Annotated in this window: 12 protein-coding genes; 7 read left to right on the top strand and 5 right to left on the bottom strand. The window is 56.0% G+C overall.

Going from position 1 to position 13,445, the window contains the following annotated elements; genetic code table 11:
* Positions 1-18: 18 nt before the first annotated feature.
* Both asnS and ACI1P1_RS01210 read left to right on the top strand, forming a co-directional pair.
* Positions 19-1,314: an asparagine--tRNA ligase gene (gene asnS / locus ACI1P1_RS01215; protein WP_416214529.1), complete on the top strand. Its 1,296-nt coding sequence runs from the start codon at positions 19-21 to the stop codon at positions 1,312-1,314.
* Between the two features lie 180 nt (positions 1,315-1,494).
* Positions 1,495-2,220 carry a DnaD domain-containing protein gene (locus ACI1P1_RS01210; RefSeq protein ID WP_416214528.1) on the top strand — a complete coding sequence of 242 codons (726 nt, stop codon included), beginning with the start codon at positions 1,495-1,497 and terminating at the stop codon, positions 2,218-2,220.
* An 81-nt stretch (positions 2,221-2,301) separates the two neighbouring features.
* On the opposite strand, the gene ACI1P1_RS01205 is transcribed toward ACI1P1_RS01210, so the two are convergent.
* Genes ACI1P1_RS01205 through proB form a run of 4 tightly spaced genes read right to left on the bottom strand, consistent with a single transcriptional unit; the run spans position 2,302 to position 6,257 of the window.
* A complete protein-coding gene (locus ACI1P1_RS01205) occupies positions 2,302-2,964 on the bottom strand; it encodes an MtnX-like HAD-IB family phosphatase (RefSeq protein ID WP_416214527.1) in 663 nt (220 codons plus the stop codon).
* On the bottom strand, positions 2,961-3,818 hold the full coding sequence (gene proC / locus ACI1P1_RS01200) for a pyrroline-5-carboxylate reductase (protein ID WP_416214526.1): 858 nt from the start codon (positions 3,816-3,818) through the stop codon (positions 2,961-2,963). The genes ACI1P1_RS01205 and proC overlap by 4 nt, the downstream gene beginning before the upstream one ends.
* A 58-nt stretch (positions 3,819-3,876) precedes the next feature.
* Complete coding sequence (locus ACI1P1_RS01195; RefSeq protein ID WP_416214525.1) at positions 3,877-5,124, bottom strand: glutamate-5-semialdehyde dehydrogenase; 1,248 nt, start codon at positions 5,122-5,124, stop codon at positions 3,877-3,879.
* Positions 5,125-5,156: 32 nt separating this feature from the next.
* Positions 5,157-6,257, bottom strand: coding sequence for a glutamate 5-kinase (gene proB, locus ACI1P1_RS01190; RefSeq protein WP_416214524.1), 1,101 nt, complete (start codon positions 6,255-6,257; stop codon positions 5,157-5,159).
* Positions 6,258-7,040: 783 nt separating this feature from the next.
* Between proB and ACI1P1_RS01185 the strand changes: the two genes are divergently transcribed.
* Complete coding sequence (locus tag ACI1P1_RS01185; RefSeq protein ID WP_416214523.1) at positions 7,041-7,847, top strand: carbon-nitrogen family hydrolase; 807 nt, start codon at positions 7,041-7,043, stop codon at positions 7,845-7,847.
* On the opposite strand, the gene ACI1P1_RS01180 is transcribed toward ACI1P1_RS01185, so the two are convergent.
* Complete coding sequence (locus ACI1P1_RS01180; RefSeq protein WP_416214522.1) at positions 7,844-8,800, bottom strand: LysR family transcriptional regulator; 957 nt, start codon at positions 8,798-8,800, stop codon at positions 7,844-7,846. The genes ACI1P1_RS01185 and ACI1P1_RS01180 overlap by 4 nt on opposite strands.
* A gap of 197 nt (positions 8,801-8,997) precedes the next feature.
* Here ACI1P1_RS01180 and leuC point away from each other — a divergent pair, with 197 nt between their 5' ends.
* From leuC to ACI1P1_RS01160, 4 genes are all read left to right on the top strand, one after another.
* Positions 8,998-10,407, top strand: a complete 1,410-nt coding sequence (leuC, locus tag ACI1P1_RS01175) for a 3-isopropylmalate dehydratase large subunit (protein ID WP_416214775.1) — start codon at positions 8,998-9,000, stop codon at positions 10,405-10,407.
* A gap of 44 nt (positions 10,408-10,451) precedes the next feature.
* Positions 10,452-11,060 (top strand): 3-isopropylmalate dehydratase small subunit, encoded by a 609-nt coding sequence (gene leuD / locus ACI1P1_RS01170; RefSeq protein WP_416214521.1) that lies wholly within the window; start codon positions 10,452-10,454, stop codon positions 11,058-11,060.
* Positions 11,061-11,277: 217 nt separating this feature from the next.
* Positions 11,278-12,849, top strand: coding sequence for an N-acetylmuramoyl-L-alanine amidase (locus ACI1P1_RS01165; protein WP_416214520.1), 1,572 nt, complete (start codon positions 11,278-11,280; stop codon positions 12,847-12,849).
* Positions 12,850-12,863: 14 nt separating this feature from the next.
* Complete coding sequence (locus tag ACI1P1_RS01160) at positions 12,864-13,433, top strand: GerMN domain-containing protein (RefSeq protein ID WP_416214519.1); 570 nt, start codon at positions 12,864-12,866, stop codon at positions 13,431-13,433.
* Positions 13,434-13,445 lie beyond the last annotated feature (12 nt).

Raw genomic sequence — 13,445 nt, 5'->3', positions numbered from 1 at the left:
TTCCGGGAGGCTCCCTATATGGCGGTACAGTGCATGATCCGGGAGGTTGGCACCCATGCGGGCGAAACAGTCCGCATCGGCTGCTGGCTCCACAATGTGCGGTCCAGCGGTAAAATCGTATTTCTTCAATTGCGTGACGGCTCAGGCTATATTCAAGGCGTTGTGGTGAAAAGTGAAGTCCCCGAAGAGGTTTGGACAGCAGCCAAGTCGCTGACTCAGGAAAGCTCTCTTTATGCCACCGGTGTGGTCCGCGAGGAACCCCGCAGCCAAAGCGGCTATGAGCTGACCGTTACCGGAATTGAAATCATCCAGATTACACAAGATTATCCGATTACCCCGAAGGAACACGGCGTGGATTTCCTGATGGATCATCGCCATCTGTGGCTGCGCAGCCCCAAGCAGCGGGCTGTGCTGATCGTCCGTGCGGAGATTATCCGTGCGGTGCAGGAGTTTTTTGATACCCGCGGCTTCAAGCTGGTGGACCCGCCGATTCTGACTCCGTCCTCGTGCGAGGGAACCACGGAGCTGTTCCATACCAAATATTTCGACGAGGACGCTTTCCTCACCCAAAGCGGGCAGCTGTACATGGAAGCAGCCGCTATGGCACTGGGGCGGGTATATTCCTTCGGCCCGACCTTCCGGGCGGAGAAGTCCAAAACCCGCCGGCATTTGATCGAGTTCTGGATGATCGAGCCGGAAATGGCGTTTGTGGATCTGGACGAAAGCCTGCGCGTTCAAGAGCAGTTTGTGTCCCATGTGGTGCAGAGCGTTTTGACCAACTGCCGCAAGGAGCTGGAGGTGCTGGAGCGGGATATCTCCAAGCTGGAGAAGATTACCGCACCGTTCCCGCGGATCACCTACGACGATGCCATCAAGTTCCTGCAGGAGAATGGGCACGACATTCCGTGGGGCGAGGACTTCGGCGCTCCGCATGAAACGGCCATTGCCGAAAGCTTCGACAAGCCTGTCTTCATCACCCACTATCCGACGGCGATCAAGGCCTTCTACATGAAGCCGGACCCGAACCGTCCGGAAGTGGTGCTTTGTGCCGATATGATTGCCCCGGAGGGATATGGCGAGATTATCGGAGGAAGCCAGCGGATCGACGATCCGGCGCTGCTGGAGGCCCGTTTCTCCGAGCATGAGCTGTCCACAGAAGCGTACCAGTGGTATCTGGATCTTCGCAAATACGGCACTGTGCCCCACAGCGGCTTCGGCCTGGGACTGGAGCGCACTGTAGCCTGGATTTGCGGTCTGGACCACGTGCGGGAAACCATTCCGTTCCCGCGGCTTCTGTACCGTTTGTACCCATAAGTACGTCCCCCAAAAATGAAGTGAAGCTGACGAAGCTTGTTCCGATTACTTTTGGGGGAGCCTCCAGGTAAACAATGGAGACTAACCCACTTTTGGGGGATTCATATTTATGCATCTTGGAAGAGCCTTGTTATTCGGGGCTCTTTTCCCATAGAAAGACATGGCGGGAGGGACCAGGGGATGAGCAAAATGAATGATCCATGGAAAGACCTGCGGGACGGTGTGCTGGCGGGGCTGCGCTCCGGCTCCATCGCCGTTCCCATGCTGTTGTTGACGGGATATGCCAAGCTGGATTTATCCGAGCCGGAGGCGATGCTGCTTCTGCAGCTGATCGGGTTCCGGGATCGAGAGCATAATGATTTTCCAACACCGGGAGAACTGGCAGACAGAATGAGTCTGACAGAGGAGAAGGTATCCGCTACTCTCCAAAAGCTGGTGAAGGAAGGGTTCATTGGCATCGATGAAGCAAGTGATTCCTTAACGGGAATGCGTTATGAGCGGTACAACCTGGATGGGCTGTGGGAGCAGCTGGCCATGGTGATTACCATGGAATCCGGCCAGGAGCCTGAAAAAACGGTGCCTGCCGTAAAAAGCCCGCTGCCGGAACCAACTGCCGCCGGTAACCGGAAAACCGACCGCTCCCAACAGGAGGGCAATATCTTCCTGCTGTTCGAACGGGAATTTGCCCGTCCGTTGACGCCGATGGAAATGGAGACGATCACCGGTTGGCTGGACCAAGACCGGTATCCGGTGGAGCTGCTGCATATGGCCCTGAAGGAAGCGGTGTTCGCCGGAAAGATTCATTTCCGGTATATCGACCGGATCTTGCTGGAATGGAAGCGCAACAAAGTGTTTACCCCGGAGCAAGCTAAGGAACATGCACAGCGTTTCCGAGGCGGCAGATAAAAGCGGCGTGAATACAAAAAGCCTTGACGGTGGTGGAGATCCCGTCAAGGCTTTTTTGCGTTTCGTTTCGTAAGACCGTGATTAATCTGGAAGAACCGGAAATTGCCGGACAACATCATGGAAGGTTTCGAAGGGCAAATAGGGCATCTGCAGACGGCGGCATTCGTCCTCCAGATGGGAGCGGGCAAAGATCAGGTCCGCAAAAGCTGCACCGGCAAAATCAGTAATGCTGTCGCCGATCATGATCCGGTAATACTCCTCCTGGGGATATTGCCGCATCACCGTGCTTTTGCACATGCCGCAGTCGCTTTCGCAATGCTCATCGCAGGGATGGGAGGAGTGTATATGGATATGGGTACCGCTGAAATCCGTGTTGTTGCAATAAATGTTGGAGGGCGCGATGCCAAACGGCTCAAGAGCCGGATACAGGATAAAATCCATTCCTCCGCTGGTTACCAGAAACTCCACATTGTGCGTCCTGCAGAAATCCAGAAGCTCCTGCAGGCCGCTTCTGATCTGGAGCTGGCCTTGGATAAACTCCACCAGTTGGGGTTTGATCGAGCTGGGCATGAGGGCGAACAACGTCTCCACACCCTCGCGGATGGACATTTCCTTGGTTGTTGTGCGCCGCAGAATTTCCTCCGCACCTTCCGGCCGGAAATGCTTAAACAGCTCAACTACATTATCGGTCAGGGTGATCGTACCGTCGAAGTCGCAAAAGATGACTGGTTTACGTGTACTCATAAGCTTTGCCGCACCTCTTGGCTGAGACCTTCGCCGATCTCCGCCGCCCGGGCCACACAGCGGTTGATACCGGCTTCCACAATGCCGCTTAAGCCCTCCCGCTGGAACTCCTCAATCGCCATTTGAGTGGTGCCATTGGGGGAGGTAACCTTGCGCCGGAGCTCGGCAGGCTCCTCGCCTGTAAGCTTCACCATGGAGGCGGCGCCAAGCACGGTTTGAACCGTCAATTGCTTGGCCAGCTCCGGGGACAGACCACCCTTCACGCCTGCGGCGATCATGGATTCCATGAAGTAGAAGGCATATGCCGGACCGCTTCCGGAAATGCCCGTCAGGATATTCATCTTCTCCTCGGGGATGGGATAAGCTTCGCCAATGGCACGGAACAGGGACAACCCCATATTCTGCTGGGATTCCGTTGTTTCCGGGGAAAAGCAAAGTCCGGTTGCGCCCAGCCCGATGGAGCTGGGGGTATTGGGCATGGTGCGGACAATGGGCATCCCTTCCGGGACAAGCAGGGAGAGAGTTTCCAGAGACAACCCGGCCACCATGGAAACCAGGAGCTGGGAGGGCTTCAGAAACCGGTTGAAGTCCTCGAAGGCCTGCCGGACATCCTTGGGTTTCATGGCCAGAATGACGATGTCCGCCTCTCGGATAAAGCTTTCCTTCTCTTCCGGTGTAAATGCGGCATGGACTCCGTAGGTATCCCGCATGACTGTCAGGTGGGCAGCATTGCTGCGGTTCATAATGTAGATTTGATCGGGCCGGACAGTCTTTTGCTGGATCAGGCTTTTGAAAATGGGCTCAGCCATCGATCCGGCGCCGATAAATGTGATTTTTTTACCAGTAAGCGGCATCTGGACTCCACTCCTTTTTTTCTTTATTTTTGGAAGACGTATAACCGGGGCTTATCCTCTATCCGCGAATCTGGCCGCTTCCATACACCAGGAACTTTGTCGAGGTCAAGGCAGGAAGCCCCATGGGACCCCGGGCGTGAAGCTTCTGGGTGCTGATGCCGATCTCGGCGCCGTAGCCGAACTCGAAGCCGTCGGTAAACCGGGTGGAGGCGTTATGGTAAACCGCTGCCGCATCCACCTCCTGCAGGAACCGTTCCGCCCGTTCGGGATGTTCAGTCACAATACATTCGGAATGCTGGGTCCCAAACCGCCGGATATGCTCCAGCGCCTCATCCAGACTCTCCACGATGCGGACATTAAGGATGTAGTCGTTATATTCGGTGGCATAGTCCTCATCCGTTGCTTCCTCCATGGGACCGGCAATTCGAATGGAGGCAGGGCAGCCGCGAAGCTGTACACCCAAGGTGCGGAACGTTTCAGCAATACCCGGAAGATAGGCTTCGGCGAATTCCTCGTGAAGCAGCAGGGTTTCCATGGAATTGCACACGGAAGGACGCTGCACCTTGGCATTAACGGCAATGTTCAGGGCAATGGTCGGATCCGCAGTTTCATCCAGATAGGTATGGCAAACCCCTGCGCCGGTTTCGATGACGGGAACCGTGGCATTGGCTACCACCGTCTGGATCAGCATCCGGCCGCCACGGGGGATTACCACGTCCAACAGGCCGTTCAACTTCAACATTTCATCCACGGAAGCGCGGTCGCTGGAGGTTATTAGCTGCAGGGCCTCAGGAGGAACAACAGTGGTGGCCAGGGCCGCTTTCAGCACCTCCACAATCCGGATGTTGGAGCTTAATGCATCCGAGCCTCCACGGAGCAGCACCGCATTCCCCGATTTCAGACAAAGGCCTGCGGCATCCACCGTCACGTTGGGCCTGGCTTCATATATGATGCCTATCAAACCAAGCGGCACGCTGACCTTGCGGACAACCAGCCCGTTGGGACGCTCGAATTGGTCCAGCACATCCCCTACGGGATCAGGCAAGCCGATAATTTGAAGCAAACCCTCCGCAATCCCCTGAATGCGTTTTTCATCTAGCGCCAGGCGGTCCAGCAGCGATTCACCGATGCCGTTTTGTTGGCCTCTGGCCAAATCCTCTTGATTGGCTGCAATAATCGAGGCGTTTTCCCGGACCAGGGCATCCGCCATGGCCCGCAGGGCATCGTTTTTTTGGCGGGTGGTCAGTTTTGCCATCCGAATGGAGGCCTCTTTACCCAACAGCGCTTTTTGAACAACTTCACTCATCCTTGAAGCCCTCCTTTATAATCGAGAAAATATTATTCGGACAACGTGATCCATTCATCCCGGTGGATCACTTCAATGCGGGCAACATCCACCCTCTTCTGCACTTCCTCGGTGCTGAGTCCTGCAACAGCTTTCAGCTGCCAGGATTCGTAATTCACAACCCCCCGGCCGATTACGCCGCCTTCGGGATTGATAACCTCCACCACATCCCCCGGATGGAAGTCCCCTTTGACACCGGTAACCCCTGCGGGCAGCAGGCTTTTGCCTCCGGCAAACAGCGCTTTTTCCGCGCCGGCATCCACCAGGACGGAGCCGTGAGGGACGGACAGGAACCCGACCCATTGTTTCTTGATGGGGAGCTTGTTGAGGCTTGTGGTAAAATAAGTGCCTTTGCCTGTGCCCTGTACTGCAGCAGTTAAATCACCGGGCTCCGTCACCTGGCCGATAAAAACGGGAACCCCGCCTCTGGTGGCGATGCGGGCGGCATCCAGCTTGGAGCGCATACCTCCGGTGCCGACGGAGGAGCCGGCCCCTCCGGCATATTCCAGGATCTCCTGCGTGATCTGGTCCACCTGAGGGATGCGGACGGCGGAAGGGGTTTTACGGGGATCGCCGGTGTATAATCCGTCCATATCGGTGATGATTGCCAGCTGCCGGGCCTTCACCAGATTGGCTACTAATGCGGATAAAGTATCATTTTCGCTGAATTTCAGCTCCGCTACCGACACCGTGTCATTCTCGTTAATAACCGGCACAATGCCGTGGGCCAGCAGCTCCTCAATGGTCATTAGGGCGTTGTGGCCCCGCTGGCGGCTGGAAAAGTCGGTGCGGGTGAGCAAAATCTGGGCCACGGCGATTCCGCTTTCTTGGAACGCTTCATTATAGGCTTGCATCAGCAGAGCCTGGCCCACTGCGGCGGAGGCCTGCTTTTCATGCAGCAGCTTGGGGCGCTTGGCATAACCGATGGTGGTGAAGCCTGCGGCTACGGCGCCGGAGGTGACCAGCAGCACCTGGTGGCCGGATTTCTGCAGGGCGGCTATCTCATCGGCAAAAAAACGCACCTTGCTCCGGGTCAGGCCGCCTTCCGCGGAGGTAAGCGAGCTGCTGCCAATTTTGACAACGATTCGGGTCATACCATCAACTCTCCTGTAAACAAAATAAAAAGCCTCCGTCCTCCAAACACGAAGGACGAAAGCTGTAAGCTTCCGCGGTACCACCTTGATTGGCGCCCGACAGGCGCCCTCTTAAGTCCCTGGTAACGGCAGGGGCCGTTCAACTCGTCGTTGACCGTTCAGGGGCGGGTTCTGCTGGTTCCGTAGGTGGCGGCAGGCTCTTGCAGCCGGGAAGCCTGCTCTCTGTTCGCCGGGAAGGCAGCGTACTATTCCCATCGATACGTTATCGCAATAAAACTCTTTTGTTTAAGATAGCATTCTGCGGCAGCTTTGTAAAGCATGCCAACTGTCTTTGGGGGAGATCCGCCGTGGATTTTACCATGGGTTCACTGTGAAATCATGGTGGATGTGCAGTGGATTTAACGCAGAACCGGTCTGGAGCGCCGTTTGCTGTAGAACAGGCCGAACGCTACCGTGGGTCCGCATGTAACGGAACTCAACGACTCTTACACGCGGAAAATAAGGTTTCTGCAATTTTAACGGAACTGAGGAGCTATAAGACGCTGGTTGGCAGCGAAATCTCTGCACTTTTTGCCGCTAAGGGTCTCAGAGTTCCGTTAGCGTAGAAAATGTGCACTAAACACCGTTTACGGACCTCTAAGTTCCGTTAGCGCCAATGGGATTCCGTTGAGCCCCAGGAGGCTGTTAACCCACCGGTGCTTATCCTGCTATCCATCTGCCTTGCAGAGTGGAAAGCCTTTGCTTTAAGATGGAGTAAAGCGACTGTGGAAGGAGGGGAAACGGATGCCCCGCATTAGTCTGCTGCAAATGGATGTTGCCTTCGGGGACCCGGAGGCCAATTACCGGAACGCGGAGCGGTTGATCCGCAAAGCTGCCGCTGCCCCCGATAAACCGGATTTGCTGCTGCTTCCCGAGCTGTGGGACACGGCATATGATCTGGAACGGCTGGGGGAGCTGGGAGATTGGCAGGGCGAACGGGTGCAAGCCTGGGCGGGCGCCCTAGCCCGGGAGCTCCGCGTCACCATTGCCGCCGGGTCCATCGCCGAAAAGCGGGAGGACGGCATCCGCAATGCGTCATACGTCATGGACCTGCACGGCTCTGTGATGTCCCGCTACGCCAAGCTTCACCTGTTCGGGCCAATGGGGGAGGACCGGCATCTGACCGCGGGGTCCACACGGGAGCTTGTCCAGATGGAAGGGGTTACCGCAGGAATGATGATCTGCTACGACCTGAGATTCCCTGAGCTGGCCAGAGCTCTAGTGCTGGACGGGGCGGAGCTGCTTCTGGTTCCCGCCCAGTGGCCTAAGCCCCGGCTGCAGCATTGGCGGACGTTGGCTGTGGCGAGGGCTATCGAAAACCAGGTCTATGTGGCCGCATGCAACCGTGTTGGAGCAGGAGGCGGACAGGAGTTTTTCGGTCATTCCCTCATTGTTGATCCGTGGGGTGAGGTATTGGCCGAAGGGGGAGAAGGGGAGGAAATCGTCACCGCCCAACTGGACTTGAACCGTATAAAAGAAGCCCGGGAGCGGATTTCCGTGTTCCGGGACAGGCGCCCTGATGTCTACGGCAGCTGGGAGCCGGAGAATTAATCCTCCTGCTCCACTCCCGGTGCCGGCTGAACGGGAGGCTCTGACCCGTCCCCCTTGTTCATCACCTCCCGCATCACTCCCATAAAGGCCTCTGCCGCCTTGGAGATGTACCGGCCCTTGCGGTAAGCGGCCACCAGCGTCCGGTAAGGCCGCTCCTTCAGTTGAAGATAGTCGGGGCGGAAGGAGGTGCCGTGCCCAAGAGCGATCATGCTGGGCACGAAGGCGATGCCCATTCCGGCAGCCACCAGAGACTGGACAGTTTCGATATTACTGCTTTCGAACACAATCCGCGGTTCAAAGCCATTGCTCCGGCACAGCTCCAGCGCAATTTGCCGGAAGCCCTGTCCCCGCTTCAGTACAATAAACGCCTCTTCCCGCAGTTGGCGGATGCTGACCGTGGCCGTTTCGTCCGGTGCGGCCCGTCCCGCCAGCGGATGGGTGGGAGGGACGGCCAGCAGGATCTCCTCATCCAGCAGCGGCTCCCAGGAGAGGTTGGAGTCCAAAACCGGCAGGGTTAACAGGCTGATATCGGTCCGGCCGGCGGCGGTCAGATTTTCCAATACATTGGTGGTGTCTTCGATCAAATGGATTTCGATCCCGGGAAAACGGCTGTGGAAAAGGGGCAGCACCCGGGGCAGCATATGGGACCCGGTGATGGGGAGGGAGCCTACGTTCAGGCGGCCCTTTTTCATATCGGAAATATCCTCCATCTCCCGTTCCAGCTGGCCTACCATATCGAGAATCATCTGGGCCTTCTCCATAAACGCAGAGCCGGCATGGGTCAGCTCCACGGAATTGGTGTTGCGCTGGAACAAAAGCACACCCAGCTCCTTTTCCAGTTTGGACAGCTGCTGGCTGAGTGAGGGCTGGGCGATATGAAGCTTTTCGGCGGCGCGGGAAAAGTTTTTTTCGGCGGCAATTTGCAGGGCGTATTGCAGTTGGCGCAATTCCATGATGCAATCCTCCATAGAGTCAGTTCGTTCTTTGGTATAGTCTTTTATAGTTGAAAACTATAACGATTATAGATATTATATCTTGGATCAATGAAGAGATTCAATGCTATGATAACAGCAGGAGAAATTGCTGCAGCGGCCGTTGGCCGGGCGGCGTGTAGAGATAGATCATCAGGATAATGAAGAGGTGGCTAATGATGAGCAAAAAAACCATGTTTGAGAAAATTTGGGACAATCATGTCATCTACCAGGAGGAAGGCAAACCGAGCATTATTTATATTGACCTTCAGCTGGTGCATGAGGTTACATCTCCACAGGCTTTTGAAGGCCTGCGGCTGACCGGGCGCAAGGTACGCCGTCCCGATCTGACCTTCGCTACGATGGACCACAATGTCCCCACCAAGGACCGCTTTAATATTACCGATCCGATTTCCAAGCAGCAAATCGAAACCCTTTCGAAAAACTGCGCCGATTTTGGCGTCACCCTGTTTGACCTGGACCACATCGACCAGGGGGTTGTTCACGTTATGGGCCCGGAGCTGGGTCTGACCCATCCCGGCAAAACTATCGTTTGCGGCGACAGCCATACCTCCACACACGGAGCCTTCGGCGCCCTTGCTTTTGGCATCGGCACCAGCGAGGTAGAGCATGTGCTGGCTACCCAATGTCTGCAGCAGTCGAAGCCCAAAACCCTTGAGGTGCGCATCAACGGCAAGCTGGCTACCGGCGTTACCGCCAAGGACCTGATTCTGGGCGTTATCGCCCAATACGGCACGGATTTTGCCACCGGCTACGTTATTGAATATACCGGTGAATCCATCCGCAGCCTCTCCATGGAAGAGCGCATGACCGTGTGCAACATGTCCATCGAAGCCGGCGCCCGGGCGGGGTTGATCGCTCCCGACGAGAAAACCTTCGAGTATCTCCGCGGACGGCAATACGCTCCCCAAGGCGAAGCCTTCGAGCAAGCCATCAGCGAGTGGAAAAACCTGGTTTCGGACGAAGGTGCGGTATATGACCGCGTAGTGGAATTTGATGCGGATTCCCTGATCCCGCAGGTTACCTGGGGAACCAGCCCGGGTATGGGCGCAGGTATTAGCGACACCGTACCGGTGCCTGCCGAATTTACCACCGAAAATGAACGCAAGGCGGCCGAGAAGGCCATTGAATATATGGGACTTACACCGGGGACGCCTATGTCCGATATCCCCGTGGATGTGGTATTCATCGGCTCCTGCACCAATGGCCGTATCGAAGATCTGCGGGCAGCTGCCAAGGTCGCCAAGGGCTACAAGGTAAGCTCCAACGTGCAGGCTATGGTTGTTCCGGGCTCCGGCCGGGTGAAGGCTCAGGCGGAGAAGGAAGGTTTGGACAAAATCTTTACCGAAGCCGGTTTTGAATGGCGCGATGCGGGCTGCAGCATGTGCTTGGCTATGAACCCCGATGTTTTGGTACCGGGCCAACGCTGCGCCTCCACCTCCAACCGCAACTTCGAAGGACGTCAGGGACGGGGCGGACGCACCCATCTGGTATCCCCGGAAATGGCCGCAGCGGCAGCCATCAACGGTAAGTTCACTGATGTCCGCAACTGGCAGTTTCTGGCCTAAACAACGTAATGGATTGAAACCAGCGCCGAAGGGAGTCTTCTATCATGGAAGCTTTTAAAACTCATACAGGTCTTGTTGGACCGGTTGACCGCGTTAATGTGGACACCGATGCCATCATCCCCAAGCAATTTTTGAAACGGATCGAACGGACCGGCTTTGGCCAGTACCTGTTCTTCGAATGGCGGTTCGACGAGGCTGGCAAGGAAATCGCCGAATTTAACCTGAACAAACCGCGTTACCAGGGCGCTTCCGTATTGCTGTCCCGGGCCAACTTCGGCTGCGGCTCCTCCCGTGAGCATGCACCATGGGCCATCCAGGACTTTGGCTTTAAGGTGATTATCGCCCCATCCTACGCTGATATTTTCTATAACAACTGCTTCAAAAACGGCATCCTGCCCATCAAGCTCAGCGAAGAGCAGGTGGAGGAGCTGTTCCAGCGGTCAAACGCCCAGGAGGGCTACCAGCTGACTGTGGACCTGGAAAACAAGGTGATCACGGACGCTGCCGGCCTGCGTATTCCCTTCGAGCTTGACGAGCACCGCCGCCAATTTCTGCTGCTGGGCCTGGACGATATCGGCCTGACCCTCCAGCATGAGGACGCCATTACCGCTTACGAGGGCAAACATGCCTACCGTTTAGGTTCCAACGCTTAAGTGAAGCCAACTGATTAAACGGCGTGAAAAACTCCCTGTCCGCGAGGATCAGGGAGTTTTTGGCGTCTATCGCTGAGGGGGCTGGGGGCTCCTGCAGAAGAAGGGGGATTTTCTTCCAAAGTACGCAACAAAATGCGATTTACCGCGTCTATATGATGACGGTACAGAGGGTTATTTTGCCAGCCCCTGTCGCGAGAACAGCATGCAGAGGTGAATCATGAAGAAACTTGTAACAGCGTTGGTCGGTGCTGTATTGTTGGTGCTCATGTGGAGCGGAGGGGGAGGGACAAGCTATGCCGCGGACAACCAAGTCCGGCTTTTCCTGAACCGCACGGAGCTTGTGCCGGAGGTGCCGCCGCGGATTGTCAATGATCTGACTCTTGTTCCGGTCCGGATTATCTCGGAGGAGCTGGGGGCAGAGGTCTCGTGGAATCAGGAAAAGCAGCAGGTTACCATCAAGCGTGATGGAGCACTTCTGCAATTGGCCATCAACAACCCCGTCGCCAGTGTCAACGGAGCGGCATTCAAGCTGGAAACTGCCCCGGTTTTAGACAGCGGTACTACCCTTTTGCCGGTCCGGTTCGTAACAGAGAATTTGGGCATGGATGTCCAGTGGGACAACCTGACACGGTCTGTATTTCTGTTTGACAAAAGCAGCTCCATCCCGGTTTCCGGCGGGCAAAGCTCGGAGCCGCCCAAAGCGGGAGCGTCGATCCCGCCGGCTGCAACGGAAACACCCAGTCCTGCCGCAACACCTAAACCGTCACCATCGGCATCATCATCGGCATCCATTATGCCGTCTTCTACGCCAACATCCAAACCATCCGGTTCGTCATCGCCGACTTTGCCCGGTTCAACAATTGCTCCCGGAGCAACACCGGGCACATCCCCGTCTACGGGGCCTGATCATGTGGTTTCCGTCATTCAAACCATCAGCTTCTCAGATGGGCGTATGGCCATAACGGCCGACCGTGCTGTGCCTCAGCCGGTGTTCACCCATCTGTCCAACCCGTCGCGTCTTGTTATCGATTTACCCGGCGCCCGCCTGGCTCAAACGGTGAACGGAAAGGCGGTTGAACAAGTCAATGAATTGGCCATTTCGGCTGAATTCTCCGAGCGGATCCGGTTCTCTCAATTCCAGGACCAGCCGCCTACAGTCCGAATCGTAGTCGACCTGAAGCAGAAAATCGACTATACTTTATTAGAAGGCAGGAACCCGGCCGAGCTTACCATCGCCATGAAGGGGTATAATTTCCTTGTGGTACTGGATGCCGGCCACGGTGACGGAGATCCCGGGGCAATCTCCAAAATCACCGGCCGTAAGGAAAAGGACTTCAACCTGTCCATGGTGCTCAAAATCGCCAAGGCGCTGGAGAACATCCCCAACCTTCAGGTGAAGCTGACACGGCAGGATGATACGTTTGTGGAACTGAACGAACGGGCGGATTTCGCCAACCGGCTGAATGCGGATGTTTTTGTATCCGTACATGCCAATAGCTTCAACAAAGCTACCGTCAGCGGAACGGAGACCTATTACTCCAGGGATGAAAGCCGCGCTTTGGCTGATATTCTGCACAGCCGCATTTTGCCTGCTACCGGCTTCAATGACCGGGGTGTGCGCAAGAATGATCTCCGGGTGACCCTACGAACCGTCATGCCTGCGGTGCTTTGTGAAATTGGCTATCTTTCCAGCCCTGAAGAGGAAGCCGCTTTATTTACGGAGAAGCTCCAGCTCCAGACAGCCGAGGCCATCGCCGCGGGCATCCGGGAATATTTGCAGATTCCATAAGGAGGGATTGATACTTGAACAGAAGAATATGTATACTGCTGGGAGTTGCCGTTTCTCTATCGCTAGTGGCCGTTGGCTGCGGAGCCAAGGAGAGGAATGCTGCTTCCACCCCATCAGCAACAGGTACGCCCGCCGTTTCGGTGGCGCCCTCCCAGTCCGCTGCTCCCGCAACACCTTCTCCCGTACAGGAGAAGGAGGTGGCCATCAAGGCGTATTTCGGCCAAGCCAACGGCGATAATACGGCTTTGGTGGAAAAGCAGGTCAATATCAAGTTCGACAAGGATGAGAACAAGTATCTGGCTGCGTTGAACACCCTGAAGAAAAGCCCGTCTGCCGATGCGGTATCCTTGTGTCCCCAAACCACCTTTTTGTCCGCCAAACTGGATTCAGGCAAGCTGTCCGTCAATTTGAATCTGCCCGATGAGGACAGGCTGGGCTCCGCCGGAGAAGGACTTCTGCTGGATGCATTCCGCAAAACCCTGTTCCAATTCAACGAAGTGGAAACCTTCGAGATTCTGGTGAACGGCAAAAAGCCCGAATCCCTAATGGGCCATTTTGAGCTTCCCGAGTGGTTTAAGCGTTAATCTTTGGAGAGA

It is taken from the genome of Paenibacillus mesotrionivorans (genome assembly GCF_046098205.1).
Taxonomy (GTDB): Bacteria; Bacillota; Bacilli; order Paenibacillales; family NBRC-103111; genus Paenibacillus_AR; species Paenibacillus_AR mesotrionivorans.
The sequence above is the reverse complement of the archived record's forward strand: the minus strand, read 5'-3'. Positions and strand labels throughout refer to the sequence as shown.

Coding starts and splice junctions, on each gene's coding strand:
- ACI1P1_RS01180 (WP_416214522.1), bottom strand. CDS start 8,800: ATGGAATTGCGCCAACTGCAATACGCCCTGCAAATTGCCGCCGAAAAA.
- leuC (WP_416214775.1), top strand. CDS start 8,998: ATGAGCAAAAAAACCATGTTTGAGAAAATTTGGGACAATCATGTCATC.
- ACI1P1_RS01205 (WP_416214527.1), bottom strand. CDS start 2,964: ATGAGTACACGTAAACCAGTCATCTTTTGCGACTTCGACGGTACGATC.
- ACI1P1_RS01185 (WP_416214523.1), top strand. CDS start 7,041: ATGCCCCGCATTAGTCTGCTGCAAATGGATGTTGCCTTCGGGGACCCG.
- ACI1P1_RS01210 (WP_416214528.1), top strand. CDS start 1,495: ATGAGCAAAATGAATGATCCATGGAAAGACCTGCGGGACGGTGTGCTG.
- proB (WP_416214524.1), bottom strand. CDS start 6,257: ATGACCCGAATCGTTGTCAAAATTGGCAGCAGCTCGCTTACCTCCGCG.
- leuD (WP_416214521.1), top strand. CDS start 10,452: ATGGAAGCTTTTAAAACTCATACAGGTCTTGTTGGACCGGTTGACCGC.
- asnS (WP_416214529.1), top strand. CDS start 19: ATGGCGGTACAGTGCATGATCCGGGAGGTTGGCACCCATGCGGGCGAA.
- proC (WP_416214526.1), bottom strand. CDS start 3,818: ATGCCGCTTACTGGTAAAAAAATCACATTTATCGGCGCCGGATCGATG.
- ACI1P1_RS01165 (WP_416214520.1), top strand. CDS start 11,278: ATGAAGAAACTTGTAACAGCGTTGGTCGGTGCTGTATTGTTGGTGCTC.
- ACI1P1_RS01195 (WP_416214525.1), bottom strand. CDS start 5,124: ATGAGTGAAGTTGTTCAAAAAGCGCTGTTGGGTAAAGAGGCCTCCATT.